This window comes from Bradyrhizobium sp. McL0616 (assembly GCF_049993385.1).
In the GTDB taxonomy this organism is placed as follows: domain Bacteria; phylum Pseudomonadota; class Alphaproteobacteria; order Rhizobiales; family Xanthobacteraceae; genus Bradyrhizobium.
In genome coordinates this window covers 7,727,650-7,752,393 of record NZ_CP188255.1, presented here as the reverse complement: position 1 = coordinate 7,752,393, position 24,744 = coordinate 7,727,650, and the positions used below count along the sequence as shown (strand labels likewise).

Sequence of the window (24,744 nt, the reverse complement as noted above, 5' to 3'; positions counted from 1 at the left end):
GCGGTGCAGGCAGCGCGCGGGTTTGGGCAGTTGCGTTGGAGAGTACCGATGAAGGGGTTCGTTGTGGGCGCGGCCGCGTTGGTTGCAGCCGGCTGGACAGCTTCGGCAGAGGCCGCCGATCTCAATTACGGGCAGCGCGCGCCCTATACCGTCAATCAGCCGCTCAATGCCTATAGCTGGGCCGGCCCGTATATCGGCGCCAATGTCGGCTACGAGTGGGGCTCGGTCAGCAGCAATCCCGCAAAACCCTCCGGCTTCGCCGGCGGCGTGCAGGCCGGCTACAATTTCCAGAGCGGCCCGTGGGTGTTCGGCGTCGAGGGCGACATCCAGGCCGCCGGCGCCGACGACACTTTCGCACCGTGGAAGTTCTCCAATCCCTGGTTCGGCACGCTGCGCGGCCGCGCCGGCTATGCCTTCAGCAACGTTCTGTTCTACGGCACCGCCGGCCTCGCCTTCGGCGAGCTGCGCGCGCAGACATTTGGCTGGACGGAGTCGCACACCACCGCTGGCTGGACGGCCGGCGTCGGCGCAGAAGTCGGCCTCGCGCCGAACTGGAGCGCGAAGCTCGAATATCTCTACATCGATCTGTCGACGAGCCAGTTCGCAATTACGGGCGTGTCAAACGGCTATAGCGCCAGCGTTGTGCGCGCAGGCGTGAACTATCACTTCTGATAGGCGAATAAGAAAATGCCGGACAACAGCCTCCCGGCCGCTCGCGGCCGGGATTTTTTTGCGCCAGTTTTTTTGCGTGAGGCCCGCTAGGAAAGGATCACTAAATTGACCGCCTTGGGCCCCTTCCCCTTCTTGTCCGGTTCGACTTCGAATGTGATACGCTGTCCTTCGGCGAGGTCCTTCAATCCCGCCCGCTCCACAGCGGTGATGTGAACGAAGACATCGCGACCGCCGTCGTCGGGCTTGATAAAGCCGTAGCCGCGCTCGCCGTTGAAGAACTTAACCGTTCCCGTCATGGCCATCGGGAAACTCCCCCTCATTGCTCCTCCGCCGCGACGCAGACGCGCGTCGCAGCATGACCGGGCTTCACGAAGCCCGGGAGCTGGCCATCCTTGGGCAGACCATTTCGGTCCGACTGGATCTTTTTTAGGCCTTCACTCCGCCGCAACCATTCGCGGAAGCGGAACGTAAAGCCAGTCACGGAAACAGCATAATACGGTTCTTTGCAGATTGACTACCGCTACTGCATATTTTTCCCAAGAATGCCGGAGTGTTACGGCTTCGGTACCTCTAATCGGAATCTGGCAGGGCCACCCTGGCCGAGCGGCATTTCCAGCTCGTGCAGGATCGTCTTCAGCTCGCTTTGCAGCGTATAGGGCGGATTGACGATCAGCAGTCCGGTGGACGTGAGCGGTGCGCCATCGACCTGCGGCGACACGCTGAATTCGAGCCGCAGGCATTTTCCTGGCGGCTTTGCTGCGGCTGCGGCCTGCGCCACCAGTTGCGCCAGCGTGTCGGTGGCGCGCCGGCTCTTCACCGGATACCAGATTACATAGATACCGGTTGGCCATTTCGCGAAGGCCGTGGAGAAGGCTTCGCCCAGCCGTTCGAACTCATCCTTCGCTTCGAAGGACGGATCGATCAGCACCAGCCCGCGGCGCTCCTTTGGCGGCACGAAGGCCGGCAGGGCCACCCAGCCGTCGAGATCGACCACGCGAGCCTGTTCATCGCGGCGCAGCACGCCGATCAGCGCCTTGCGTGCCTTCGGCTCGAGCTCGCAGGCGACGAGGCGGTCTTGCGGTCGCATCAGGCCGCGCGCGATCAGCGGCGAACCCGGATAGGCCTTGAGCTCGCCCTTCGGATTGTAGGCGCGGACGATGTCGAGATAAGGCTTTATCAGCTCAATGGTCTCGTTCGTGAAGCGCGCCTGCATCAGCCGCGCGATCCCGGTCAGCCACTCGCCGCCACGCTGCGCCTCGTCGCTTTCGAGATCATAGAGGCCGGCGCCCGCATGGGTGTCGATGACGCGGAAGGCGGCCGGCTTGTCCTGCAAATAGGTCAGGATGCGCGCCAGCACGATGTGCTTGATGACATCGGCGAAGCTGCCGGCGTGAAAGGCGTGACGGTAGTTCATGACGGAGCGTTACGACATCGGGCGATGAAAGTAACTGTTGTCATTCAGGGATGGTGCGCCTCTACCCACCCCTGATCGGCGGCATCGTCAACTGGTCGCGGCGGCAGGCGCGGCGGTCGATCTCCTCGCAGGCGCGGAATCGCAGATCCTTGCTGAGGCAGATGCGGACCTCGGAGAGCCGCGTCCGGTTGCAGGTGACCGAGACGGCGGCATTGCTCAGGCCTGGATTGGCCTTGATGAAGGCTTCCTCGACCGCGGCCGGCGCCACCGTCTTGGCCTCCGTCAGGTCGAGATATTCGGCCGGAATCTTGATCGCGGCACGGGCCTTTCGGATCGTCTCGAAATAATTGCGGTCGGTGAGCCCGGAGCAGGTACCGTGCTTGTCCCATTCGTTGAAGATCAGGCCCGGCGCCGGCATCAGATCGAGCATCGAGGAGACGATGTTGCGGTTCAGCCGCGGCGACGGCCGCTGGCAATATTCCGGGAAGCCGTTCTCATATTGCGGCCACAGGCCGTGCACCACGAAGGCGTAGGGCCGCCCGCCGCACTGGACCTGCGAACGCCCGCCGCGCTCCGCCGCTTCCTCGCAGAAGGACGGCGACCAGGACAGCGACAGCACATAGAAATCGAATTCGCCGGGCGTGTTTTGTCGCCTGTCCTGGGCTTTTGCCATACCGGCGAGCCCAATCAGCCCGGCCGCAAGGGTCAGGGCGAGGGTCACCGAGATCATCAGGCGAGAAAACGAATGCAATCTGGAATGAAACATGGCAACGCCCCTCAACTAGACTGTGCAAAGAGCCTAGCAGGCGATAAGAACATTTCAAGAACAAAATTCAAGCGGCCAAGGTCCGGCTGCTTGATCGATCCGAATCAGGGTTTTGCCGCGCGGCAGGACGGATTGTAGGCCCAGTTGCGATCGAGCCCGACCACGCACCATTCGACGCCCTGGCCGAAGCTGGCAAAGCCGCCGTCCTCGATGATCGAGAAGTGCACCTTGCGCACCTTGCCGTCGTTGAGCATGGCCTCGCCCGTGCAAAAGCGGCGCGGAATGTTGTCGGACGCCCAGGGCCGGAACGCGGTCTCGTGAACCGCCGAGAAGCCCGTGATCTTCAACGACGAATTCCAGAACGAGCTTTCCTTCTCCCAGAACTGGGTCGCGATCGTCGGCAGCGCCTTGTCACAATCGGCGACATTGCCGTCATAGCGCGGCCCGCTCAGCCAGAAGTTCAGCTCCAGCGGATTGGCGGCCTTGGCCTCACTGAGCGACAGCGCCCCGAACATGAGGCCGAGCACGGCGGCAAAGCGGAGCGATTTCAGGGAGGTCGAGGCGCGCATGGGCAATCCAGACAGCATGATCTGCGGAAGCCGGACGGTGACGCGAAGGGCGGGGGAGGTCAAGTGCAGCGCGGCAACACTTGCCGACGAGTTGACCATAACGTCGCAGCAAGCGGCCTATCCGTTCTTTCCACCGCCGCGCCGGCACCGTAAGCTGCCCCCAGCCAATTGGAGTGACGGGAATGCGAATCATTGCGGCCGCGGGCCTTCTTGCCTTGGGTATGATGGCGAGCCAGTCGGCGCGCGCCGATCTCCTTCCGGTGCCGCCCTTCAAGGGCAACGACACTGGCGGCATCATCGCCTATTCATTGGCAGCTCAGGCCGATGCACGTCAGGTCGCGGTCGATCACTGTGCTCGCTACGGCAAGGTGGTCAAATTCCTCGCAGTGCAGGCCTATGAAGGCGGCTACATCTCGTTTGCCTGCCGCTGGGTGCCCTATGGCGCGGCCGACCGGCCGATCCGCACGCTCTACTGAGGCGTTTTTCGGAACGCCAAGCTAACGCCACGACGTCTCAGTCGGGAGCCTCTCCTATGACGCGCAAGCTTGCTTTGCTCGGTTCGGCCGTTTGGCTCGTGTTGTCGGCAGGGGCTGCCTGCGCCGACGATCTGCCGGTGCGCAAGGCCGGTCTTTGGGAATTGAAGATGGTCAGGACCGGCTCGGCGATGCCGGACATGACCATGCAGCACTGCACCGACGAGACCGTCGACAAGGAGATGAACAACAACGTCTCCCCGATGGCCAAGCAGATCTGCTCCAAGCAGGACATCAAGAAGACATCAACCGGCTATGTCAGCGATTCCGAGTGCAATGTCGCCGGCATGAGCACGACCTCGCATGCCGAAATCATCGGCGACTTCAATTCCGCCTACACGGTGAAGACGTCGTCGCATGCGCAAGGCGGCGCGGCCGGCGCGGCGGGCCGCGACACCGCCGTGACGCTCGAAGCGAAATGGCTCGGGGCCTGCAAGCCGGACCAGAAGCCCGGCGACATCGTGATGCCCGGCGGCTTCAAGATGAACGTGCGCGACGTCGACAAGCTGAAAGCGCTGCTGCCGAAGTAGGCGAGATCGTAGCCTGGATGGAGCACAGCGAAATCCGGGGCACTTTCTCCCTTCGCGCAAAGGGGCCCGGATTGCGCTGTGCTCCATCCAGGCTACGTCGGCTTACACCGGAATCCGCACACTCGCCCTTAATCCGCCCATCGGGCTGTCGCCGAGCGTGATGTCGCCGCCATGGGAGCGGGCGATGTCACGTGCGATCGCAAGGCCAAGGCCCGTGCCGCCTTCGTCCTGGTTGCGGGCGTTGTCCAGCCGCAGGAACGGCTTGAACACCTCTTCGCGCAGATGGATGGGAATGCCGGGTCCGTCGTCGTCGACCGTCACGGTCAGATAGCGGTGATCGCGCTGGCCGGTGATGGCGATGCTCTTGCCGTAGCGCGCGGCATTGGTGATGAGGTTGGCGAGGCAGCGCTTGAATGACGCCGGCTTCACGGTGACCACGGGCAGGCCGTGGAACGTCACCGTCGCGGTGTGGCCGTGGCGTTCGGCATCGCTGCGCAGTTCCTCGAGCGCCTGCGACATGTCGGTCGGCTGCGACTGCTCGCCGGAATCGCCGCGGGCAAAGGCGAGGTAGTCCTCAAGCATCATCGACATCTCGTCGACGTCCTTGCGCATGCCCTCCATCTCGGGGCTGTCGCCGATCAGCGCCAGCTCGAGCTTGAAGCGGGTCAGGATGGTGCGCAGATCGTGGCTGACGCCGGCGAGCATCGCGGTGCGCTGCTCCATCGTGCGTTCGATGCGCGATTTCATTTCAAGGAAGGCAATCGACGCGCGTCGCACCTCGCGCGCGCCGCGCGGCCTGAAGTTCGGCGCCTCGCGGCCCTTGCCGAAACTTTCGGCGGCGTCCGCAAGCCGCAGGATCGGTTTGATCTGGTTGCGCAGGAACAGCACTGCGACGATCAAAAGGATCGACGACGTGCCAACCATCCAGAACAGGAAGATCTCCGAGTTCGAAGCGTAGGCGGCGCTGCGCTGTGCGAACACGCGCATCACGGCGTCGTCGAGCTGGATGCGGATCTCGACGAGATTGGAGCGGCCCACCGTGTCGATCCAGAACGAGCGCCCGATCTGGCGGCCGAGCTGTACCGACAGCGTCTGGTCGAGCAGCGAGAAGAACGGTTTTGGCCCCGGTGGCGGCATGTCGCTGGCGGGCAGGAAGTCCACCACCAAGCCTAAGCGCTGCTGCGCGATGCGGCGGATCTGGTCGCGGTCCTTGTCCTGCGGATAGCCCTTGTAGACGTCGATCAGGGCGGCGATGTCTTGCACCACCGCGGCCGACAGGCGGCGTGTCACCGTGTTCCAGTGCCGCTCCATGAACACGAAGGCGACGACCGATTGCAGGATCACCATCGGCACGATCATGATGAGGAGCGCACGGGCGTAGAGGCCGGTCGGCATCCAGCCCTTGAACGCATTGCCCATCCAGCCATTGGCGGCGGAGACGCGCCCGGCGGCGCTTCGCAGCAGCGTCAGGCTGGTATCAATCGTGCTCATTGGTGGCGCTTCACTGCTACTTGCTTACGGCGAGGCCACGAGCCGGTAGCCGATGCCGCGCACCGCCTGAAGGAACAGCGGATTGGCGGGGTCGGTCTCGATCTTGCGCCGCAGGCGGTTGATCTGCACGTCGACGGCGCGCTCGTTGACGCTGCCGTTGCCGGTGAGCGCGCTGCGCGGCACGGTCTCGCCCGGGTTCTCCGACAGGATCCGCAGCATCTCGCGCTCGCGATCGGTGAGGTGGATGACCTCCTCGCCCTGGCGCAGCTCGCCGCGATCGAGATGGTAGATGTAAGGGCCGAACGCGATCTTCTCGACCAATGCTGCCTGCGGCGGCGGCGCAGCGCGCTTGAGGATGTTGTTGATGCGCAGCGCGAGCTCGCGCGGCTCGAACGGCTTTGCGACGTAATCGTCGGCGCCGATCTGAAGTCCCTCGATGCGGGCTTCGGCTTCATGGCGCGCCGTCAGCATCACGATCGGCACCGAGGAGGAGGTCCGGATGAAGCGGGCGAGATCGAAGCCGGTCTCGCCGGGCATCATGACGTCGAGGATCAGCAGGTCGAAATGCAGGCCCAAAAGCTTCGAGCGCGCGTCGCCGGCGCTCGCGGCGGTGGTGACACGATAGCCTTCGCTGGCGAGAAAGCGCGACAGCAGGTCGCGGATGCGGCGGTCGTCGTCGACCAGCAGGAGATGCGGGGCGTCGTCGGCCGGTTGCGCCGGCGGGCGGGCGAGCGTGGCTGCGAGCGGCACGGTTACTCCTTTGCGTCTTGATTGACGGTGGCGAAGATCGTCTCCAGCACCTTGTCCGGATCCTCGCGGTCGATCATCGCGCGCAGGAAGCGCTTGACGGTCTCGGCATCCTGCGGCGCCATCTCGGCCAGCGCCTTGGTGATCCGCGTGGTCTGCAGGCCGGCGAGCTTCTGCACCAGCGCCTCGCCCTTCGGCGTCGCAAAGAGCAGGCGCTGGCGGCGGTCATTGTCGCCGGTCTTCTGCACGATATAGCCCTCGTCCAGCAGCTGCTTGAGCACGCGGCCGAGCGACTGTTTTGTGATGCGCAGGACGTCGAGGAGATCGGCGACCTTGAGCCCGGGATAGCGATAGACGAAGTGGATGACCCGGTGATGGGCCCGGCCGAAGCCGAACGCCTCCAGCTCCTGGTCGGGATCGCCGACGAAATCGCGATAGGCGAAGAACAGCAGCTCGATGATATCCCAGCGCAAATTGCTTCCTTCCGGCGCGGCCGGCTTGGGCTCGGCGGCGTCATGAGAGGGAGTCGCGAAATTTATGTCAGGCATATTGACGTATCTTGGGTTCAATGTTACAAAACGATCAGCCCGTACGAAACTTTAGATCGTTTCGCTTCGGGTGGCATTTTCAAGGGCGGCCGGGGAGTGCCAACAGGCGGCGCCGACCGGATCAGATCTGCCGTGCGATTGTCGAGCGGCTTTTCGGCAAAACATACTGGACTTCCGCCTTCCGCAAAAGCATGTCCTCGACGGACATGCTGGCCACGGAAACCGGCCGTAACAAGGCTGGCGGTGGTTCGGCCAGAAACCTCAACAAGCCAGCCGGGCCCGGAACGGGCAGGCGGGCGCCAGAACAGCGCCGCCATCGGCAGCGGGAGCCAAGGACATGAGCATGAAATTCGATATCCAGCCCGCATCCAATCCGACGTCCGAAAAGGACCGTGTGGCCAAGCTCGTGGACCCCGGCTTCGGGCGGGTCTTCACCGATCACATGGCGGTGGTCCGCTACAACCAGGCCAAGGGCGGCTGGTATGAGGCACGCGTCGAGGCGCGCGCCAATTTCCAGATCGATCCGGCCGGCGCCGTCCTGCACTACGCCCAGGAAATCTTTGAAGGCCTCAAGGCCTACAAGCGCGACGACGGCGGCGTGAACCTGTTCCGCCCCGACGCCAATGCGCGGCGTTTCAAGGACTCCGCCGACCGCATGGCGATGGCGCAGATCCCCGAGGACGTCTTCACCGAGGCGGTCGAGCAGGTCGTGCGCATCGACCGCGCCTGGATACCGGGCGGCGAGGGCAGCCTTTATCTTCGGCCCTTCATGATCGCGAGCGAGACCTTCCTCGGCGTGAAGCCGTCGTCCGAATATATCTTCGCGGTGATCGCCTCGCCGGTCGGCTCCTATTTCAAGGGCGGGCCTGCGCCAGTGTCGATCTGGGTGTCGGAGAATTACACGCGCGCCGCGGTCGGCGGCACCGGCGCGGTCAAATGCGGCGGCAATTACGCCGCGAGCCTTCGCGCGCAGGCCGAAGCCATCCAGCACGGCTGCGACCAGGTCGTCTTCCTCGACGCGATCGAGCGTCGCTATGTCGAGGAGCTCGGCGGCATGAACGTGTTCTTCGTGTTCGAGGACGGCTCGCTGTCGACGCCGCAACTCGGCACGATCCTGCCCGGCATCACCCGCGACTCCATCATCGCGCTGGCGAAGGATGCCGGAAAGACGGTGCGCGAGGAGCCGTATTCCCTCGACCAGTGGCGCAAGGATGCTGCGAGCGGCAAGCTGAAGGAAGCGTTCGCCTGCGGCACCGCCGCCGTGATCTCGCCGATCGGCAAGGTGCGCTCGGTGAGCGGCGATTTCGAGATCAGCGGCGGCGTCGCCGGCCCCGTCGCCATGGGCCTGCGCAAGCAGCTCGTCGACATCCAGTACGGCCGCACCAACGACCCACACAGCTGGATCAAGAAGGTGATTTGAGCCCCGATCTCTTCCCCTCTCCCCCTAGCGGGGCGAGGGGAAGAACACTCCGGTTGCCGCATCGCGCGTCGGCTGGTAAACGCCCGCATGGTCGAAAAACCCAAAAAACCCCAGAAACTGAAGGCGCGGCTGCCGCGCGGGCTCGAGGATCGCGATCCCGCCGCGATCCGGGCGACGCGCGAGATGGTCGAGAAGATCCGCGCCGTCTACGAGCTCTACGGGTTCGAACCGGTGGAGACGCCGGCGATGGAATACACCGACGCGCTCGGCAAATTCCTGCCCGACCAGGACCGTCCAAACGAGGGCGTATTCTCGTTCCAGGACGATGACGAGCAGTGGATTTCGCTCCGCTACGATCTGACCGCGCCGCTGGCGCGCTATGTCGGCGAGCGATACGGGACCGATGGCCTGGTCCTGCCCTATCGCAGCTACCGCGTCGGCTACGTCTTCCGCAACGAAAAGCCCGGCCCTGGCCGCTTCCGCCAGTTCATGCAGTTCGACGCCGATACGGTCGGCTCGGCAACGCCCGCGGCGGATGCCGAGATTTGCATGATGGCCGCCGACACGATGGAGGCGCTCGGCATTGCGCGCGGTTCCTATGTCGTGAAGGTGAACAACCGCAAAGTGCTCGACGGCGTGCTGGAAGCCATCGGGCTCGCAGGCGATGAGAACGCCGCTCGCAGACTGACTGTGCTGCGCGCAATCGACAAGCTCGACAAGTTTCCCGCCGACGAAGTGCGCAAATTGCTCGGTCCCGGCAGGTGGGATGGTGGCGAAGAAGGCAAGGGCGACTTCACGAAAGGCGCCAATTTGAGTGCGGCGGAGGCTGATGTTGTCCTCGCCATCACCAAACCGCGCGACGATTGGAAAGAGGCAATTGCGGCGGCAGATGTCTACCTGGCCAAGAGCGAAGTCGGTCAGGCCGGCGTGAGCGAGCTGGAAGAGATTGCCAAACTGGTCACGGCGTCGGGTTACGGTGCAGACCGCATCCGCATCGACCCCTCCGTCGTTCGCGGTCTCGAATATTACACCGGTCCCGTCTACGAGGTCGAACTCCTGCTCGAGACCAAGGACGAGAAGGGCCGCCCCGTGCGCTTCGGCTCGGTCGGTGGTGGTGGCCGCTATGACGGCCTGGTCTCGCGCTTCCGTGGCGAGCCCGTGCCAGCCACCGGGTTTTCCATCGGCGTGTCGCGGCTCCAGGCCGCGCTGACGCTGCTCGGCAAGCTCGATACACGCCCCGAATTCGGCCCTGTCGTCGTCACCGTGTTCGACCGCGACCGCGTCGCCGACTATCAGAAGATGGTGGCAAGCCTTCGCAACGAAGGCATCCGCGCCGAGCTCTATCTCGGCAATCCCAAGAACATGGGCAACCAGCTTAAATATGCCGACCGCCGCAACGCGCCCTGCGTCATCATCCAGGGCTCGGATGAAAAGGCGCGCGGCGAGGTGCAGATCAAGGATCTGATCGAGGGCGCGAAGGCGGCCGCCGCGATCGCCTCCAACCAGGAATGGCGCGAGAGCCGCCCGGCGCAGTTCTCGTGCAGCGAAGCCGATCTCGTCGCGAAAGTGCGAGAGGTTTTGGCGCGCCATGACGTAAGCTGGGGCTAGCCATTCGCAAGCAGCGTCATGCCCGGGCTTGTCCCGGGCATCCACGTCTTGTTTGATGCATCCATCGTGAATGGCCGGGGTATGCCCGGCTGTCGTGACAGCAGCAGGGAGAAGACAATGCCTGAGATCACCGTCAGCATGGCCGAAGGCCGCACCGATGAACAGAAGGCCGGCATGATGCGCGACATCACCCAGGCGCTGGTGAAGAATCTCGGCGTCGACGCCGATGCCGTCGTCATCCAGATCAACGAAGCCCCGCTCCGCCACAAGATGAAGGGCGGCAAGACCTTTGTGGAGCGCGCCGCCGCGGCGAAGAAGTAAGCGCTGCCAGAGCGGCATTCACAGCCGTCGTCCCGGCCCCCGTGCGCAATTGCGCATTAGGCCGGGACGACGGTGAGGAGCAAGCATGGACGCACGCGACTTCATCACGATTGGCATGAGCGCCGAGCGCACGCTGGTGGTGGCGGTGGAGCGGACGGTCGGGCATTTCGTGCCGGGCATGCCTTTCGTCTATGCGACCCCGATGATGATCCTGGAAATGGAGATGACATCGAGTGACGCGATCCGTTCCGCGCTAAGGCCGGGCTGGGTCACGGTCGGCACCGAGGTCGACATTCGCCATCTCGCAGCAGCCCTTGTCGGGGCGACGGTGCGGACCACCGCGAAGGTGGTCGCGGTCGAGCGCCGCGTCATCCGCTTCGAGGTCGAGGCGTTCGAGGGCACGCGCAAGCTCGGCGAAGGCCGCCATGCGCGCGGTCTCGTCAATGTCGAGATGTTCAACAAGCGGCTGGGGGCGTAGCCGCGGGCGCGAGCGGCGCCTTTCATGGTTCGAGACGGCGCTTCGCGCCTCCTCACCATGAGGGTCCAGCTACTTCGCCAATTCCTTCGACCGCTTCGTCGCAGCCGCAATCGCGCGGATCATCAGCTCGCGCAAGCCTGGCTCACCCATCAGCACGCTGAGTGCTGCGGCGGTGGTGCCGCCGGGCGAGGTGACGTTCTGGCGCAGCGTGCCCGACGGAAGCTCCGATTGATGGAGAAGTTCGCCGGAGCCGGCGATCGTCTCGCGCGCAAGCCTTGTCGCCAGCGCCTCGGGCAATCCTGCTTCGACGCCGGCGCGCGCGAGCTCTTCCGCGAGCAGGAACACATAGGCCGGGCCTGAGCCGGACACGGCGGTGACCGCGTCCATCAGGCCTTCATCCTCGACCCATTCGACCCAGCCGGTGGCGCGCAGCAGCGCATCGGCCACCGCACGCTGCGGCACGCTGACATTCTTTGCCGCGACCGCGACGGTGATGCCGCGGCCGATCGCAGCCGGCGTGTTCGGCATCGCGCGCACCACGGCGCCGCCGCAGACGTCCTGAAGCGAGGCGACCGTGGTTCCCGCCATGATCGAGACCACCGAGGTCTTGTCCGACACGAACGGCTTCAGCTTGGCGCCGGCCTCGCGGAAAATTTGCGGCTTCACCGCCACGATCATCGTCTCGACCAGGCCTACCGCCTTCGCGTCGGGATTGAGTGCAACGCCCTTGGCGGCAAGCGCGCTGATCTCGGGCGCGAGATACGGCTCGATTACCGCGACCCGGCGCGGATCGAGCCCGCCCGCAAGCCAACCCGTCAGCATCGCGCCGCCCATCTTGCCGGCGCCGGCGAGCAGGATGGTGCCGGTGATGTTTTGGAGAGTGCTGTTGTTTGCCATCGCTGTTGCCACAAACTCAGTGTCGTCCCGGCCTAGAGCGCAATTGCGCACGGGGGGGCCGGGACCCATAACCACGAGTGGTTTTAGTGGATGGAGGTGTTGGCAACAAGCAGTGTGCCACAAGAGGCATCACGCGGTACCCGGCCCCCCGTGCGCAATTGCGCTCCAGGCCGGGACGACGTGGGGAGGAAGCTGCGGCTCCCTCACTTCTTAAGAGTCTTCTTAAGAGTTACGCCTCTCCGGCCGTATCGAACATCGCCGCGTCCATCGCTTCCGTCGTGGTCTTGCCCGCCCACACCACGAACTGGAACGCGGGAAAATAGCGCTCGCTGGCATGGATGGCGCCGGCGAGCATGGCTTCGCATTGTGCGGTCGAAGCGGTGAGGCCGCCCGGCAGCACCAGGGCCTGACGGTGCATGATCATGCCGCTGTTGGTCCACAAGTCGAAATGCCCGACCCACAACTGCTCGTTGATCGCGGCGACGAGCCGCTGCACCTCGCCCAGGCGCGCGACGGGAATCTTCATGTCGAATGCGCAGGCCAGATGCAGCGCCTCGATCTCACCCATCCACGTGAAGGAGATCTGGTAATCGGTCCATTGCCCCTTGGAGACAATCGTGAGTTCGTCCTCGCCGGAGCGTTCGAACGGCCAGTTGTTGCTGGCAGCGATATCCTCGACCACCGCGAGCGGGTGATTTCGGGAATCGGTTGTGCTTTCGAGCAGGGACATGCCGTCTCGACCTCTTGCCTTTTTGTTGTCTTTGATACGCACGCGGTTGGTCCGGCGCGCGCTCCCTTAAATATTGATAAGGCGATCCCGAGGCGTCGCTGTTGCGATCCCGGGATCAGCGCGGGCTTGTCGCGGATCAACTGATGTGATTTGCGGAATCTGCGCAACCGGGTCCCGAGTCCGTCCACAAGCCAGGACTCGTTCGTCCACAGCTCATCTCGGCCACAATTATTAACGAGAAGAACAAATCGGAATCGGATTCTCGGCCCGCCCGCCAATCGTTAATTCCGCCGCGCGAGGGCCGTACCTGCCATGGCGGCATGGGACCATGCGGAATTCCCATGCGGAACACGCTTGCTGTGGCCACGGACCGGCGTCATATTTCCGTTCAGGCCGTTCAATCCCGAACGGCCGATGTTCTCAGGGCGGGGTGAAAGTCCCCACCGGCGGTAAGGGCCGAAAGGCCTAAGCCCGCGAGCGCCTTCTCCCCAAGGGGTTTCCTGAAGAAGGATTTCCCTGAAGGGGAAGGGTCAGCAGATTCGGTGCAACTCCGAAGCCGACGGTTAGAGTCCGGATGAAAGAGAACGGTCGGTGGCAGACGCATCGCAAGATGCGGCTGTTTGTCGTTCCGTGTGCCCTGATTCTGGTCCTTAACTGAGGAAAGCCATGAATCAGATGTTGCAAGACCCCCAAGCCCAGACTTCCCAAGTCCAAACTTCCAAAGCCGAAACCTCCCAACCAACCCAAACACCGCCTCCGGTTCCACAGGGGCCGGCGCCCGAACACCCGCGCTTCGCAAAACCGCAGCGGGTAGCCTTCGTGCAGGCCTGCTGGCACCGTGACGTGGTCGAGGAGGCCCGCATCGCCTTCGTCAAGGAGGCCGAGGCGCGCCATCTCACCCATGTCGACGTGTTCGAGGTGCCGGGCTCGTTCGAAATCCCGCTGCACGCGCAGATCCTCGCCAAGACACGGCGCTACACCGCGATCGTCGCGGCGGGCCTCGTCGTCGACGGCGGCATCTATCGCCACGAGTTCGTCGCCGACACCGTGATCAAGGCGCTGATGGACGTGCAGCTCCGCACCGAAGTGCCGGTGTTCTCCGCGGTGCTGACGCCGCAGCAATTCCACGAGACCGAAGTGCACTACGATTTCTTCCGCAGGCACTTTGCGATCAAGGGCATCGAGGTCGCGGCAGCGTGTGCGGAGACGCTGCTCGGCCTCGAGCGCCTGCGCGGGCAGGTCGCGGCGGGAATTGTGTGAGGAGGCCCCTTCACACGCCACTGATTGTCAATCCCGTCGCCGTCCCTATAAAGTCGGCGGCGGGAGGAGGCCGTGCCGTGGAGACGGGCGGCCGACAAGATCATGTTCGAAGGACACGATCCCTATCTCGTCGCGCTCTCTGTGGCGATCGCGAGCCTGGGTGGCTATACCGGCTTTGCCCTTGCGGCTCGCATCCGCAATACGCCCGGCGTCAGTAACCGCTTGCTGCTCGCGGGTGCGGCCGCGTTTCTGGCCGTCGGCATCTGGACCATGCATTTCGTCGGCATGCTGGCCGCGCCGCTGCCACCGGACACCGTCTATCTGGTCCTGCCCACCATCATCTCGTTCTTGATCTGCGCACTGGTGGTCGGCATCTCCCTGTTCTTCGTCTCGATCGGCGAGCCGTCATTAAAGAGGGTGGCGTCGTCGGCCGTCTTGCTCGGCGTCGGCATTGCCAGCATGCATTATGTCGGGATTCACGGCCTGGCCGGGCCCTTCGCCATCGCGCACGACCGGACGATGGTGCTGCTGTCGGTCCTGGTCGCTGTTGTCACCGCCTATGGCGGCCTGCGCGCCTTCCTGGCGCAGCAGGAAGGCGTTCGGCTGATCGTCAGCGCGATCGCCTTCGGCGTCGCCGTCTCCGGCATGCACTACACCGCGATGCTCGGGATGCATTTCGAGCCGCTGACAGGAAGCGGGCATCAGCATCTCGGTGGCGGGCTTGCCGCGTCGCAGCAAATCCTGTCCATCGTCGTTGCCGTGCTCTGCTTCGTGATCGCCGCCGGCTTCCTGCTCTCGCTGGTGCCGGATCGGCGGCAGCCGGCGGCCGCGGCAACGATGGATACGATCTCCTCGCCTATTGTGCCCGAGCCGGTGGCTCAAGCGGCCGCTTCGCCGCGGCCGATGTCCGCGCCGCTCGGCGGCCTCGGCCAGCCGCCGCGGGCACCCGTTCCCCGGCTGCCGGTCGAAAGTGCCGACGGTACCCACTTCATTGACACGGCCGATGTCCGCAGCGTCCGCGCCGACGCGCACTACACGCGGGTTCATGACGGCACCCGGGAGCGGATGTGCCCGTGGTCGATCTCGGAGGCCGAGGCGCAGCTCGATCCCTCGCTCTTCCTCCGCGTGCACCGCAGCCATATCGTCGCCATCCCCCATGTCGCGCTGGTCCGGAAAGAAGGCGACGGCGCCGTGCTCGAGCTCGACGGCCCATCGCCGCACCGGGTGCCGGTGAGCCGGGCCAAGATCGCCGAGGTGAAGGCGAGGCTGGGACTGGTGAACCGGCGGCACGCGTAGCTGCACGGGCGGAGTGCTCCCTCCCCCGCTTGCGGGGGAGGGTTGGGGAGAGGGTGTCTCCGCAGAGAGACTCCCCACAGGAGAGAGCCCCCACCCGGCGCTTCGCACCGACCTCCCCCGCAAGCGGGAGAGGTTGCAGCGGAGCAAGCCGCGCCATACGTCGCTTCTCCTGACGCAATTCGTGCGTTCCAACCCGCAACTCGTGCGAAATCCGCTGTTCCGTGCCCCAGCGATTGCGGCCCGCCCCTCCGGGAGAGACCGTCCCGCCAACGTCCGCGCCGTCACGCGCCAAGGACGATTGTGGGAGGAGATGATGATCCCGGGCTCATTCAGCTATCACCGGCCGGCGAGCGTCGCCGATGCCGTCAAACTCTTGGTCGACCTCGGCGAGGATGCGCGGCCACTGGCCGGCGGGCACAGTCTGGTGCCGATGATGAAGCTTCGGCTCGCGACCCCTGCCCATCTGATCGACCTGCACGGTATTGCAAACCTCAAGGGTATCCGCCGCGACGGCACCAATCTCGTCATCGGCGCGATGACCACCCAGCATGATCTGCTGGCGTCCGAGGAGATCGCGAAATCGGCGCCGATCCTGCACGAGGCGGCGCTGCTGATCGCCGATCCGCAGGTGCGCTACCGCGGCACGATCGGCGGCAATATCGCCAATGGCGACCCCGGCAACGACATGCCGGCGCTGATGATGACGCTGGGCGCGAGCTATCGCCTCGAAGGGCCCAATGGCGCCCGTGATGTTGCCGCAGCCGAGTTCTACCAGGGCGCCTATTTTACGGCGCTCGAACCCGGCGAGATCCTCACTTCTGTCTCATTCCCTGTGCCCGCCGCCGGCCACGGCTACGCCTACGAAAAACTCAAGCGTAAGGTCGGCGACTACGCCACGGCCGCGGCCGCGGTCGTGCTGACCATGGCGGGCGGCAAGGTCGCGACCTGCGTCATCGGGCTCACCAATGTTCACGAGACGCCGCTGCTCGCGACCGATGCCGCCAACGCCGTGATCGGCACCAGCCTCGATCCGGCCACGCTGAAAAAGGCGGCCGCTGCGGCCTCGGCGATCATGTCGCCGGCCGCGGATGCCCGCGGTCCCGTCGAATACCGCAAACATGTCGGCGGCATCATGGTGATGCGGGCGCTCCAGCGCGCCGCCGCCGTCGCGAAATAGAGGAGGGGACCGATGGCGAAAACACATGTGACCATGAAGGTGAACGGTGCCGAGGTCGAAGGCCTCGTCGAGCCGCGTACGCTGCTGGTGCATTTCATCCGCGAAAATTTGCAGCTGACCGGCACCCATATCGGCTGTGAGACCACGCATTGCGGCGCCTGCACCGTCGATATCGACGGCATGTCGGTGAAGTCCTGCACCATGTTCGCAGTGCAGGCTGATGGCTCCGACATCATCACGATCGAGGGCATCGCCAATGCTGACGGCACGTTGTCGGCGCTGCAGGAGGGGTTCCGCATGATGCACGGCCTGCAATGCGGCTTCTGCACGCCCGGCATGATCGTGCGCGCGCATCGGCTGCTGAAAGAGAACCCCTCGCCGAGCGAGCCGGAAATCCGGATGGGCATCTCCGGCAACATCTGCCGCTGTACCGGCTACCAGAACATCGTCAAGGCGATTCAATACGCTAGCGCCAAGATCAACGGCGTGGAATTCCAGGAGGCCGCAGAATGAATGACCTCACTCCCACGCGGGAACAACGCACCGCCGCACTCGAAGGCATGGGCTGCAAGCGCAAGCGCGTCGAGGACATCCGCTTCACGCAAGGCCGGGGTAATTATGTCGACGACGTCAAGCTGCCCGGCATGCTGCACGGTGATTTCGTCCGTTCGCCGCATCCGCATGCGCGCGTCAAGAAAATCGACGACACGGAGGCGCTGAAAGTGCCCGGCGTGCTCGCGGTCATCACCGCCGAGACGCTGAAGACCGTGAACCTCGCCTGGATGCCGACGCTCGCCGGCGACGTCCAGATGGTGCTGGCCGACGGCAAGGTGCTGTTCCAGAACCAGGAGGTCGCCTTCGTGGTCGCGACCGACCGCTACGCAGCCGATGACGGCATCAACGCGGTCATCGTCGAATACGAGCCGTTGCCGCCATTGGTTGATCCCTTCAAGGCGATGGACGCGGACGCCCCGGTGCTGCGCGAGGACCTCGTCGGCAAGATGTCCGGGGCGCACGGGCCGCGCAAGCACGACAACCACATCTTTGAATGGACCGTCGGCGACAAGGACCTTACAGACGCCGCCTTCAAGAAGGCGGAGGTGACGATCAAGGAGATGATCTCCTATCACCGCACCCATCCGTCACCGCTGGAGACCTGCCAGTGCGTCTGCTCCTTCGACAAGATCAAGGGTGAGCTGACGATCTACGGCACATTCCAGGCCCCGCACGTAATCCGCACCGTGGTGGCGCTGATCGCAAAGATTCCGGAGCACAAGATCCACGTCATCGCGCCCGACATCGGCGGCGGCTTCGGCAACAAGGTCGGCGCCTATCCTGGCTACATCTGTGCGGCGGTGGCCTCCATCGTCACCGGCAAGCCGGTGAAATGGGTCGAGGATCGCATCGAGAACCTCACCGCGACCTCGTTCGCGCGCGACTACCACATGACGACCGAGATCGCGGCGACCAAGGAGGGCAAGGTCACCGGCCTGCGCGTCCACGTGCTCGCCGATCACGGCGCGTTCGACGCCTGCGCCGACCCGTCGAAATGGCCGGCCGGCTTCTTCAACATCGTCACCGGCTCCTATGACTTCCCGACCGCGCATCTGGCGGTGGACGGCGTCTACACCAACAAGGCACCCGGCGGCGTCGCCTACCGTTGTTCGTTCCGCGTCACGGAGGCGGCTTACTGCATCGAGCGCGCCATGGATATTCTGGCGCAGAAGCTCAACATGGATCCGGCCGAGCTGCGACTGAAGAACTTCATCAAGACGGAGCAGTTTCCGTATCACTCGGCCTTGGGCTGGGAATACGATTCCGGCGACTATCACACCGCCATGCGCAAAATGATGGAGACCACCGGCTACGCCGCGCTCCGGAAAGAGCAGGCCGAGAAGCGTGCGGCCTTCGCGCGCGGCGAGACCCGCGACATCATGGGGCTCGGCATCTCCTTCTTCACCGAGATCGTCGGCGCCGGGCCGTCGAAGAACTGCGACATCCTCGGCATTGCCATGTTCGACTCCTGCGAGATCCGGATGCACCCGACCGGAGCTGGCATCGCACGGGTCGGCACCAAGAGCCAGGGCCAGGGCCACGAGACCACCTGGGCCCAGATCATCGCGACCGAGATCGGCATTCCCGCCGACAACATCATGGTGGAAGAAGGCAACACCGACACCGCGCCCTACGGGCTCGGCACCTACGGCTCGCGCTCGACGCCGGTGGCGGGCGCGGCGATCGCCATGGCCGCACGAAAGATCAAGGCCAAGGCGCAGATGATCGCGGCCTACAAGCTCGAGGTGCACGAGGACGATCTCGAATTCGACATCGACGGCTTCCGGGTCAGGGGCCTGCCGGAAAAATTCATGTCGATGAAGGATATCTGCTGGGCGGCGTACAACTCGGTGCCGCCGGGCATGGAGCCCGGGCTGGAGGCGGTCAGCTATTACGATCCGCCTAACATGACCTATCCGTTCGGCGCTTATCTTTGCGTGATGGACATCGACGTCGATACCGGCGTGTACAAGGTCCGGCGCTTCTACGCGCTCGACGATTGCGGCACTCGCATCAACCCGATGATCATCGAGGGTCAGGTGCATGGCGGCCTCACCGAAGCCTTCGCCATCGCGATGGGCCAGGAGATCCGCTACGACGAGGTCGGCAACGTCGTCACCGGCTCGTTCATGGATTTCTTCATGCCGACCGCCGTCGAGACGCCGCATTGGGAAACCGACTTCACCGTCACCCCGTCGCCGCATCACCCGATCGGCGCCAAGGGCGTCGGCGAAAGTCCGAATGTCGGCGGCGTCCCCGCCTTCTCCAACGCCGTCAACGACGCGTTCTCATTCCTCGGGTCCAAGCACATCCAGATGCCGCACGATTTCTGGCGCAATTGGAAGGCGGCGAAGGATTTGGGAGCGGTGGCGTAGTGAAAGGCCGAGACGAGATCGCGCAAGCCTTGGCCGCATCCGGCTACATCGCCGATGCGGATCTGGCGACCGCGATCTCGCTGATGCAATTGCTGCGGCGTCCGTTGCTGCTCGAAGGCGAGGCGGGCGTCGGCAAGACGGAAGTCGCAAAGGCACTCGCAAAAGTGCACGCGACCGAGCTGATCCGGCTGCAATGTTATGAGGGGCTGGACCAGTCCTCCGCGCTCTATGAATGGAACTATCAGCGCCAACTGCTGGCGATCCAGGCCCATCGCGGCGCCGACAGCATCGAGGACCGGGTGTTCTCGGAAAAATACCTGCTGGAGCGTCCCCTACTCGCCGCGATCCGTCGCGCGCAGGCGCCGGTGCTGCTGATCGACGAGATCGACCGCGCCGACGACGAGTTCGAGGCGTTCCTGCTGGAGCTGCTCTCCGACTTCCAGATCTCGATCCCCGAGCTCGGCACCATTTCGGCGATCACCATTCCGCATGTGGTGCTGACCTCGAACGGCACGCGCGAGCTGTCCGACGCGTTGCGCCGTCGTTGCCTCTATCATTACGTCGATTATCCCGACGTCGACCGCGAGACCCGCATCATTCTGGCGCGGATCGCCGGGGTGAGCCCGTCGCTGTCGCTCCAGATCGCGCGCATGGTCGAGGGCGTCCGGAAAGAAGAGCTGCGAAAAGTCCCGGGCGTGGCCGAGACGCTGGATTGGGCGGCAGCGCTCGTCGGCCTTGATGTCCGCGATCTCCACGACGCACCCGAGACCGTGCATGACACGATGATCTGCCTGCTGAAGACCCATGAAGACCGTGCGCGCGTCACGGGCGAGGTGACGCAGCGCCTTTTGGGGAAGGTCGCATGAGCTGCTGTGGCTCCAGCCCGGGGTACGACGGCCTCAATGAGGTCTCCCGCCTCGTGTCCGCGAAGCTTGCCGCCTTCCTGCGCACGCTGCGCGATGCCGGCTTTCGCGTCGGGCTCGCCGAAGGGCAGGATGCAGCGACGCTGATGTCCGCCGGTTACGCGGGGCGGCCGGGCCTGCTGCGCGCGGCGTTCAAGCATCTGTTCTCGGCGCGCAAAACCGACTGGGACAAGTTCGACGGGCTGTTCGATGCGTTTTGGCTGGGCAAGCGCGCGCGGTCGCGCTCCCGCACCATCGGCTCGGCTCCCGGCGCCAGCAACCCGTCGCTGAAGAGCTTGCAGGACAAGACGGCCGAGCAGGGCGGCAGCCAGTCCGTCACCGATCAGCTTCCGTCGTCCGATGAGGCACCGGAAGGCCGCTCCGGCGAGGGCCGTATGGAAGGCGCCTCGCGCGCCGACAATCTGGCCGAGGTCGATTTCAGAAAGCTCAGCGATCCCGACCAGGTCGTGCAGGCCCATGAGGCCGCAGCAACGCTCGCACGGGTGATGCGCACGCGGCTGACGCGGCGCGATCTGGCGCGCCGGTGCGGCTACCGGCTCGATCTCCGCCGCACCATCCATCGCAACATCAGCCATGGCGGCGTGCCGATCGCGCTCGTGAAGCGGCAACGCAAGGACAAGCCGCTGCGGCTGATCGTGCTGCTCGACGCATCGGGCTCGATGAGCATGTACACCTCCGTGTTCCTGCGCTTCATCCACGGCGTGCTTGATGAATTCCGCGAGGCGGAGGCGTTCCTGTTCCACACGCGCCTCGCCTACGTCTCGGATGCGATGAAGGAAAAGGACGCAGGCCGCGCGCTCGACCGGCTCTCGATCATGGCCCAGGGCGCGGGTGGCGGCACAAAGATCGGCGAGAGCCTGCAAACCTTCAACCGCTGGCATGCGGCGCGCGTGATCCATTCGCGCAGCTGCGTGATGATCGTGTCCGACGGCTATGAGACCGGCGATGCGGCCTTGCTCGGACGCGAAATGGCCGCGCTGGCGCGGCGCTGCCGCCGCATCGTCTGGCTCAATCCGATGATGGCTTGGGAGGGCTACGCGCCCGAAGCCCGGGGCATCAAGGCAGCGCTGCCGCATATCGATCTCTACGCGCCGGCGAATTCGCTGAACAGCCTGCGCGCGCTCGAACCCTATCTGGCGAAGCTCTGAGGACACGCCGATGACAAGTCACGTCGAAGTGCTGGATCTCGTGGCGCAGATGAAGGCCGCCGAGCGCGCCTTCGTGCTCGCGACCGTGGTGCGTACGGTGTCGGTGACCGCGGCGAAGGCCGGCGCCAAGGCGATCATCGCGGCCGACGGCACCATCGTCGCGGGTTGGATCGGCGGCGGCTGCGCCAAGGGCGCGGTGCTGAAGGCGGCCCGCGAGGCGCTGGCCGACGGTGAGCCGCGTATGGTCTCGGTGCAGCCGGAAAACCTGCTCGCTGAATTGGGTGTGCGTGCAGGCGACAATCGCGACGGTATCCGCTTCGCTACCAACATGTGCCCGAGCAAGGGCACCATGGACATTTTCGTCGAGCCGGTGCTGCCGCATCCCTCGCTCGTCATTCTCGGTGCGAGCCCGGTGGCGCTGTCGCTCGCCGCGCAGGCGCGTACGCTCGGCTATCACGTTACGCTCGCCGCGCCATCGGGCGATCTCACGGCGCAGCCGGATGCCGACACCATTATCGACGGCTATCAGCTCGGCGAGCTCAACGATGCAAAGCGCTTCGTTGTGGTCTCGACGCAGGGCAAGGGCGATGAGGCTGCGCTGCGCGCGGCGGTCGCAACAAAAGCCGACTATCACGCCTTCGTCGGCAGCCGCCGCAAGATGGCTTCGCTGCGGGCCAAGCTGATTGCCGAGGGCGTCACCGCCGCTGCTCTCGATGACGTCAAGGCGCCCGCCGGGCTCGATCTCGGCGCCATCACCCCGGAGGAGATCGCGATGTCGATCCTCGCCGAGATCACCCGGGACCGAAGGCGCGGCCAGCGCGCCGCCAATCAGGCAGCAAGCAGAGAGTGAGAACCAATCATGCAGATGAATGACAGCCAGCGTATCCCGGCGTCACGCGAACAGGTGTGGGCGGCGCTGAACGATCCCGCTGTGCTGAAGCAGTGTATCCCCGGCTGTCAGTCGCTTGAGGTGACGGCTCCGAACGAGATGACCGCGACCGTGATCTTCAGGGTCGGCCCGGTGAAGGCCACCTTCGGCGGCAAGGTGACGCTGTCCGATTTCGACCCGCCCAATTCCTATCGTATCTCCGGCGAGGGCTCCGGTGGCGTCGCCGGCTTTGCCAAGGGCGGCGCATTGGTGCGGCTGGAATCCGAGGACGCCAATGTCACGGTACTGCATTACGAGGTCGATGCGCAGATCGGCGGCAAGCTCGCGCAGTTGGGTGCACGACTGATCAACTCGACCGCGACGAAGCTTGCCGGCGAATTCTTCAAGTCGTTTGCCGACGTGGTGAGCGCGAAGGCTGAGGCGTGAGGGACGGACAGGCCGTGCGCTCCCTCGCCCCGCTTGCGGGGAGAGGGTGGGGTGAGGGGGAGTTTCCACAGGGAAGGTGAGAGTTGGACTCGTGGAGAGTCCCCCTCACCCGGAATTCCAGCTTCACTCGAATTCCAGCCTCTCCCCGCAAGCGGGGAAAGGCGAAGAAAAATCAGTCGAACAGGCTCGACACCGACTCTTCCGCTGCCGTGCGTGCGATCGCGTCCGAGATCAGGCTGGCGATCGGCAGCGTGCGGATGTTCGGCGCCTTGATCACCGCATCCGTCGGCAGGATCGAGTCGGTGATCACGAGCTCTTTCAGCTTCGAGTTGGTGATGCGGGCCGCCGCGCCGCCGGAGAGGACGCCATGCGTGATATAGGCGTAGACGTCCTTGGCGCCCTTGGCGATCAGCGCATCGGCCGCGTTCACCAGCGTGCCGCCGGAGTCCACGATATCGTCGATCAGGATGCAGGTGTACCCGGCGACGTCACCGATCACGTTCATGACCTCGGATTCGCCAGCCCTCTCGCGGCGCTTGTCGACGATCGCGAGCGGGGTGTTGATGCGCTTGGCAAGGCCGCGTGCGCGCGCCACGCCGCCGACGTCAGGCGAGATCACCATCGTCTTGGAGAGGTCGAACTTGTCCTTGATGTCGCGCACCATCAGCGGCGCCGCGTAGAGATTGTCGGTCGGGATGTCGAAGAAGCCCTGGATCTGGCCGGCGTGCAGGTCGAGCGTCATGACGCGGTCGACGCCGGCCTGCGTGATCAGGTTGGCGACGAGTTTTGCCGAGATCGGCGTGCGCGAGCCCGATTTGCGGTCCTGCCGGGCGTAGCCGAAATAGGGCAGCACCGCGGTGATGCGGCGTGCCGAGGAGCGGCGCAGCGCGTCGGTGATGATGAGCAATTCCATCAGATGGTCGTTCGCCGGGAACGAGGTCGACTGGATGATGAAGGCATCCGAGCCGCGGACGTTTTCCTGGATCTCGACGAAGATCTCCATGTCGGCGAAGCGCCGTACCACCGCCTTGGTCAGCGGCAGGTCGAGGCCCTGCGCGATGGCCTGGGCAAGAGCCGGATTGGAGTTGCCGGCGACGAGCTTGATGGAGCCGTTCTTGGCCGACATGGACGCTTCCTCCCGCGCTTTGCTGGATACGACGTTCAACATCACAGAATACCCACTGGGAAGCACGGTTATGACCGGCGAGGAAATATCAGGCCGGGGGCTGCGATGGCAACCCGGCATGCTACGTTTTCCCTTCGAAATCCTGAGTCGTGCCAACGGTTTGGCCCGGAGTTGGGGCCGTGGTTTAGCGGGGGTTATCGCTCGGCGTAGCCGAGCGCGGAGGCCTGCATGTCCGGCGCCGGGACCGCCGGGGTCACGCTCGCCACCGCCGGCCCGCGCAGCCCCGGAACAGGGCCCGGCGCATCCGCCGGCGTTCCGTTGATCATGTTGGAAAGTCCGCTGAATCCGGCCTGGGCGATCCTCCGCAGCACCAGGTCGTCGGCGGCCTGCCAGGGATCACGGCCGCCCTTGGCGGAGGTCGGTTCCTCCCCCGAGAGGCGCAGCGCCCGCTGCTGGTTAGCGTCGTAGACGTCCCAGACCCAGGCGATCACGGTCTTGCCGCGCACCACTTGGGCGGAGAGGTAGCTGCGCACGCGATAGGCAGCCGTCCCCTCGCGGGAGACGACGGACAGGCTGCGAAGCTTGGATTCGCTGTCGAGCACGCCGACCATGCGGTCGAACACCTGCGGCGGCGGCCCGTCGATCGATTCAAAGGCAACCGTCGCCCCTGAGCCGGCGCTCGGCGCCATCGCATAGGAGTTGCTGGGCACGTTGCCGCCAGCGCAGCCGCCAAGCGCGGTCGCCGTCGCCAGCAGCATGACCGCCAGCACGCGCGAGCCCGCGCGGCGCAAGATGGATGACGCGTCCCTCATTGGAGGGCAGCGATATCGTTAAAACGCATTAAC

Annotated in this window: 27 protein-coding genes and 1 riboswitch; of the genes, 16 read left to right on the top strand and 11 right to left on the bottom strand. The window is 64.8% G+C overall.

Going from position 1 to position 24,744, the window contains the following annotated elements; translation table 11 throughout:
• Positions 1-48: 48 nt before the first annotated feature.
• Positions 49-672, top strand: coding sequence for an outer membrane protein (locus ACPPVR_RS37415; protein WP_426611496.1), 624 nt, complete (start codon positions 49-51; stop codon positions 670-672).
• A gap of 86 nt (positions 673-758) precedes the next feature.
• On the opposite strand, the gene ACPPVR_RS37410 is transcribed toward ACPPVR_RS37415, so the two are convergent.
• The 4 genes from ACPPVR_RS37410 to ACPPVR_RS37395 form a co-directional block, all read right to left on the bottom strand.
• A complete protein-coding gene (locus ACPPVR_RS37410; protein WP_008544396.1) occupies positions 759-974 on the bottom strand; it encodes a cold-shock protein in 216 nt (71 codons plus the stop codon).
• Between the two features lie 251 nt (positions 975-1,225).
• Positions 1,226-2,086, bottom strand: coding sequence for a 23S rRNA (adenine(2030)-N(6))-methyltransferase RlmJ (locus ACPPVR_RS37405; protein WP_426611495.1), 861 nt, complete (start codon positions 2,084-2,086; stop codon positions 1,226-1,228).
• 61 nt (positions 2,087-2,147) lie between these two features.
• A complete protein-coding gene (locus tag ACPPVR_RS37400; protein WP_426611494.1) occupies positions 2,148-2,852 on the bottom strand; it encodes a ribonuclease T2 family protein in 705 nt (234 codons plus the stop codon).
• A gap of 104 nt (positions 2,853-2,956) precedes the next feature.
• On the bottom strand, positions 2,957-3,421 hold the full coding sequence (locus ACPPVR_RS37395) for a hypothetical protein (protein ID WP_426611493.1): 465 nt from the start codon (positions 3,419-3,421) through the stop codon (positions 2,957-2,959).
• 182 nt (positions 3,422-3,603) lie between these two features.
• Between ACPPVR_RS37395 and ACPPVR_RS37390 the strand changes: the two genes are divergently transcribed.
• Together ACPPVR_RS37390 and ACPPVR_RS37385 are read left to right on the top strand one after the other, a co-directional pair.
• Positions 3,604-3,897 carry a hypothetical protein gene (locus tag ACPPVR_RS37390; RefSeq protein WP_426611492.1) on the top strand — a complete coding sequence of 98 codons (294 nt, stop codon included), beginning with the start codon at positions 3,604-3,606 and terminating at the stop codon, positions 3,895-3,897.
• Positions 3,898-3,953: 56 nt separating this feature from the next.
• Positions 3,954-4,484 (top strand): DUF3617 domain-containing protein, encoded by a 531-nt coding sequence (locus ACPPVR_RS37385; protein ID WP_426611491.1) that lies wholly within the window; start codon positions 3,954-3,956, stop codon positions 4,482-4,484.
• A gap of 102 nt (positions 4,485-4,586) precedes the next feature.
• Here the strand turns inward: ACPPVR_RS37385 and ACPPVR_RS37380 are convergent, their stop codons facing one another.
• From ACPPVR_RS37380 to ACPPVR_RS37370, 3 genes are read right to left on the bottom strand one after another with little or no spacing between them, the layout of a single operon-like run.
• Positions 4,587-5,975, bottom strand: coding sequence for an ATP-binding protein (locus tag ACPPVR_RS37380; RefSeq protein WP_426611490.1), 1,389 nt, complete (start codon positions 5,973-5,975; stop codon positions 4,587-4,589).
• 24 nt (positions 5,976-5,999) lie between these two features.
• A complete protein-coding gene (locus ACPPVR_RS37375) occupies positions 6,000-6,725 on the bottom strand; it encodes a response regulator (protein WP_426611489.1) in 726 nt (241 codons plus the stop codon).
• Between the two features lie 2 nt (positions 6,726-6,727).
• Complete coding sequence (locus ACPPVR_RS37370) at positions 6,728-7,270, bottom strand: MarR family winged helix-turn-helix transcriptional regulator (protein ID WP_426611488.1); 543 nt, start codon at positions 7,268-7,270, stop codon at positions 6,728-6,730.
• A gap of 337 nt (positions 7,271-7,607) precedes the next feature.
• Here ACPPVR_RS37370 and ACPPVR_RS37365 point away from each other — a divergent pair, with 337 nt between their 5' ends.
• From ACPPVR_RS37365 to ACPPVR_RS37350, 4 genes are all read left to right on the top strand, one after another.
• Positions 7,608-8,690: a branched-chain amino acid aminotransferase gene (locus ACPPVR_RS37365; protein WP_426611487.1), complete on the top strand. Its 1,083-nt coding sequence runs from the start codon at positions 7,608-7,610 to the stop codon at positions 8,688-8,690.
• An 87-nt stretch (positions 8,691-8,777) separates the two neighbouring features.
• The gene (gene hisS, locus ACPPVR_RS37360; RefSeq protein ID WP_426611486.1) at positions 8,778-10,298 is read left to right on the top strand and encodes a histidine--tRNA ligase; all 1,521 of its coding nucleotides are present in this window, start codon (positions 8,778-8,780) and stop codon (positions 10,296-10,298) included.
• A gap of 117 nt (positions 10,299-10,415) precedes the next feature.
• A complete protein-coding gene (locus tag ACPPVR_RS37355) occupies positions 10,416-10,619 on the top strand; it encodes a tautomerase family protein (protein WP_008144861.1) in 204 nt (67 codons plus the stop codon).
• An 85-nt stretch (positions 10,620-10,704) separates the two neighbouring features.
• Positions 10,705-11,097 carry a thioesterase family protein gene (locus ACPPVR_RS37350; protein WP_426611485.1) on the top strand — a complete coding sequence of 131 codons (393 nt, stop codon included), beginning with the start codon at positions 10,705-10,707 and terminating at the stop codon, positions 11,095-11,097.
• Between the two features lie 69 nt (positions 11,098-11,166).
• On the opposite strand, the gene proC is transcribed toward ACPPVR_RS37350, so the two are convergent.
• Complete coding sequence (gene proC / locus ACPPVR_RS37345; RefSeq protein WP_426611484.1) at positions 11,167-11,994, bottom strand: pyrroline-5-carboxylate reductase; 828 nt, start codon at positions 11,992-11,994, stop codon at positions 11,167-11,169.
• Positions 11,995-12,223: 229 nt separating this feature from the next.
• A complete protein-coding gene (locus ACPPVR_RS37340) occupies positions 12,224-12,724 on the bottom strand; it encodes a YbjN domain-containing protein (RefSeq protein ID WP_426611483.1) in 501 nt (166 codons plus the stop codon).
• A 412-nt stretch (positions 12,725-13,136) separates the two neighbouring features.
• A riboswitch (FMN riboswitch) is annotated at positions 13,137-13,314 on the top strand.
• A 76-nt stretch (positions 13,315-13,390) separates the two neighbouring features.
• On the opposite strand from ACPPVR_RS37340, the gene ACPPVR_RS37335 reads away from it, so the two are divergent.
• The 9 genes from ACPPVR_RS37335 to ACPPVR_RS37295 all read left to right on the top strand — a co-directional run bounded on the left by ACPPVR_RS37335 (position 13,391) and on the right by ACPPVR_RS37295 (position 22,773).
• Positions 13,391-13,984, top strand: a complete 594-nt coding sequence (locus ACPPVR_RS37335; RefSeq protein ID WP_426611482.1) for a 6,7-dimethyl-8-ribityllumazine synthase — start codon at positions 13,391-13,393, stop codon at positions 13,982-13,984.
• Positions 13,985-14,086: 102 nt separating this feature from the next.
• A complete protein-coding gene (locus ACPPVR_RS37330; protein WP_426616261.1) occupies positions 14,087-15,280 on the top strand; it encodes an MHYT domain-containing protein in 1,194 nt (397 codons plus the stop codon).
• 313 nt (positions 15,281-15,593) lie between these two features.
• Positions 15,594-16,457 carry an FAD binding domain-containing protein gene (locus tag ACPPVR_RS37325; RefSeq protein ID WP_426611481.1) on the top strand — a complete coding sequence of 288 codons (864 nt, stop codon included), beginning with the start codon at positions 15,594-15,596 and terminating at the stop codon, positions 16,455-16,457.
• A gap of 12 nt (positions 16,458-16,469) precedes the next feature.
• Entirely contained in the window at positions 16,470-16,970 is a 501-nt protein-coding gene (locus ACPPVR_RS37320; RefSeq protein WP_426611480.1) for a (2Fe-2S)-binding protein, read from the top strand.
• Positions 16,967-19,387, top strand: coding sequence for an aerobic carbon-monoxide dehydrogenase large subunit (locus tag ACPPVR_RS37315; RefSeq protein WP_426611479.1), 2,421 nt, complete (start codon positions 16,967-16,969; stop codon positions 19,385-19,387). Before ACPPVR_RS37320 ends, ACPPVR_RS37315 begins: the two co-directional genes overlap by 4 nt.
• Positions 19,387-20,253 carry an AAA family ATPase gene (locus ACPPVR_RS37310; protein WP_426611478.1) on the top strand — a complete coding sequence of 289 codons (867 nt, stop codon included), beginning with the start codon at positions 19,387-19,389 and terminating at the stop codon, positions 20,251-20,253. The genes ACPPVR_RS37315 and ACPPVR_RS37310 overlap by 1 nt, the downstream gene beginning before the upstream one ends.
• Positions 20,250-21,458, top strand: coding sequence for a vWA domain-containing protein (locus ACPPVR_RS37305; protein ID WP_426611477.1), 1,209 nt, complete (start codon positions 20,250-20,252; stop codon positions 21,456-21,458). Before ACPPVR_RS37310 ends, ACPPVR_RS37305 begins: the two co-directional genes overlap by 4 nt.
• A 10-nt stretch (positions 21,459-21,468) precedes the next feature.
• A complete protein-coding gene (locus ACPPVR_RS37300) occupies positions 21,469-22,308 on the top strand; it encodes an XdhC family protein (RefSeq protein WP_426611476.1) in 840 nt (279 codons plus the stop codon).
• A 9-nt stretch (positions 22,309-22,317) separates the two neighbouring features.
• Positions 22,318-22,773: an SRPBCC family protein gene (locus tag ACPPVR_RS37295; protein ID WP_426611475.1), complete on the top strand. Its 456-nt coding sequence runs from the start codon at positions 22,318-22,320 to the stop codon at positions 22,771-22,773.
• A 172-nt stretch (positions 22,774-22,945) separates the two neighbouring features.
• Here the strand turns inward: ACPPVR_RS37295 and ACPPVR_RS37290 are convergent, their stop codons facing one another.
• Positions 22,946-23,899 carry a ribose-phosphate pyrophosphokinase gene (locus tag ACPPVR_RS37290; protein WP_426611474.1) on the bottom strand — a complete coding sequence of 318 codons (954 nt, stop codon included), beginning with the start codon at positions 23,897-23,899 and terminating at the stop codon, positions 22,946-22,948.
• Positions 23,900-24,093: 194 nt separating this feature from the next.
• On the bottom strand, positions 24,094-24,711 hold the full coding sequence (locus tag ACPPVR_RS37285) for a hypothetical protein (protein WP_426611473.1): 618 nt from the start codon (positions 24,709-24,711) through the stop codon (positions 24,094-24,096).
• Positions 24,712-24,744 lie beyond the last annotated feature (33 nt).

What these genes read in the sequence shown, in the direction of transcription:
- ACPPVR_RS37295 (WP_426611475.1), top strand. Translation starts at nt 22,318, where the DNA reads ATGCAGATGAATGACAGCCAGCGTATCCCGGCGTCACGCGAACAGGTG.
- ACPPVR_RS37415 (WP_426611496.1), top strand. Translation starts at nt 49, where the DNA reads ATGAAGGGGTTCGTTGTGGGCGCGGCCGCGTTGGTTGCAGCCGGCTGG.
- ACPPVR_RS37330 (WP_426616261.1), top strand. Translation starts at nt 14,087, where the DNA reads ATGTTCGAAGGACACGATCCCTATCTCGTCGCGCTCTCTGTGGCGATC.
- ACPPVR_RS37405 (WP_426611495.1), bottom strand. Translation starts at nt 2,086, where the DNA reads ATGAACTACCGTCACGCCTTTCACGCCGGCAGCTTCGCCGATGTCATC.
- ACPPVR_RS37285 (WP_426611473.1), bottom strand. Translation starts at nt 24,711, where the DNA reads ATGAGGGACGCGTCATCCATCTTGCGCCGCGCGGGCTCGCGCGTGCTG.
- proC (WP_426611484.1), bottom strand. Translation starts at nt 11,994, where the DNA reads ATGGCAAACAACAGCACTCTCCAAAACATCACCGGCACCATCCTGCTC.
- hisS (WP_426611486.1), top strand. Translation starts at nt 8,778, where the DNA reads ATGGTCGAAAAACCCAAAAAACCCCAGAAACTGAAGGCGCGGCTGCCG.
- ACPPVR_RS37385 (WP_426611491.1), top strand. Translation starts at nt 3,954, where the DNA reads ATGACGCGCAAGCTTGCTTTGCTCGGTTCGGCCGTTTGGCTCGTGTTG.
- ACPPVR_RS37325 (WP_426611481.1), top strand. Translation starts at nt 15,594, where the DNA reads ATGATCCCGGGCTCATTCAGCTATCACCGGCCGGCGAGCGTCGCCGAT.
- ACPPVR_RS37300 (WP_426611476.1), top strand. Translation starts at nt 21,469, where the DNA reads ATGACAAGTCACGTCGAAGTGCTGGATCTCGTGGCGCAGATGAAGGCC.
- ACPPVR_RS37355 (WP_008144861.1), top strand. Translation starts at nt 10,416, where the DNA reads ATGCCTGAGATCACCGTCAGCATGGCCGAAGGCCGCACCGATGAACAG.
- ACPPVR_RS37400 (WP_426611494.1), bottom strand. Translation starts at nt 2,852, where the DNA reads ATGTTTCATTCCAGATTGCATTCGTTTTCTCGCCTGATGATCTCGGTG.
- ACPPVR_RS37335 (WP_426611482.1), top strand. Translation starts at nt 13,391, where the DNA reads ATGAATCAGATGTTGCAAGACCCCCAAGCCCAGACTTCCCAAGTCCAA.
- ACPPVR_RS37370 (WP_426611488.1), bottom strand. Translation starts at nt 7,270, where the DNA reads ATGCCTGACATAAATTTCGCGACTCCCTCTCATGACGCCGCCGAGCCC.
- ACPPVR_RS37380 (WP_426611490.1), bottom strand. Translation starts at nt 5,975, where the DNA reads ATGAGCACGATTGATACCAGCCTGACGCTGCTGCGAAGCGCCGCCGGG.
- ACPPVR_RS37315 (WP_426611479.1), top strand. Translation starts at nt 16,967, where the DNA reads ATGAATGACCTCACTCCCACGCGGGAACAACGCACCGCCGCACTCGAA.
- ACPPVR_RS37395 (WP_426611493.1), bottom strand. Translation starts at nt 3,421, where the DNA reads ATGCGCGCCTCGACCTCCCTGAAATCGCTCCGCTTTGCCGCCGTGCTC.
- ACPPVR_RS37320 (WP_426611480.1), top strand. Translation starts at nt 16,470, where the DNA reads ATGGCGAAAACACATGTGACCATGAAGGTGAACGGTGCCGAGGTCGAA.
- ACPPVR_RS37390 (WP_426611492.1), top strand. Translation starts at nt 3,604, where the DNA reads ATGCGAATCATTGCGGCCGCGGGCCTTCTTGCCTTGGGTATGATGGCG.
- ACPPVR_RS37350 (WP_426611485.1), top strand. Translation starts at nt 10,705, where the DNA reads ATGGACGCACGCGACTTCATCACGATTGGCATGAGCGCCGAGCGCACG.
- ACPPVR_RS37305 (WP_426611477.1), top strand. Translation starts at nt 20,250, where the DNA reads ATGAGCTGCTGTGGCTCCAGCCCGGGGTACGACGGCCTCAATGAGGTC.
- ACPPVR_RS37365 (WP_426611487.1), top strand. Translation starts at nt 7,608, where the DNA reads ATGAGCATGAAATTCGATATCCAGCCCGCATCCAATCCGACGTCCGAA.
- ACPPVR_RS37410 (WP_008544396.1), bottom strand. Translation starts at nt 974, where the DNA reads ATGGCCATGACGGGAACGGTTAAGTTCTTCAACGGCGAGCGCGGCTAC.
- ACPPVR_RS37290 (WP_426611474.1), bottom strand. Translation starts at nt 23,899, where the DNA reads ATGTCGGCCAAGAACGGCTCCATCAAGCTCGTCGCCGGCAACTCCAAT.
- ACPPVR_RS37340 (WP_426611483.1), bottom strand. Translation starts at nt 12,724, where the DNA reads ATGTCCCTGCTCGAAAGCACAACCGATTCCCGAAATCACCCGCTCGCG.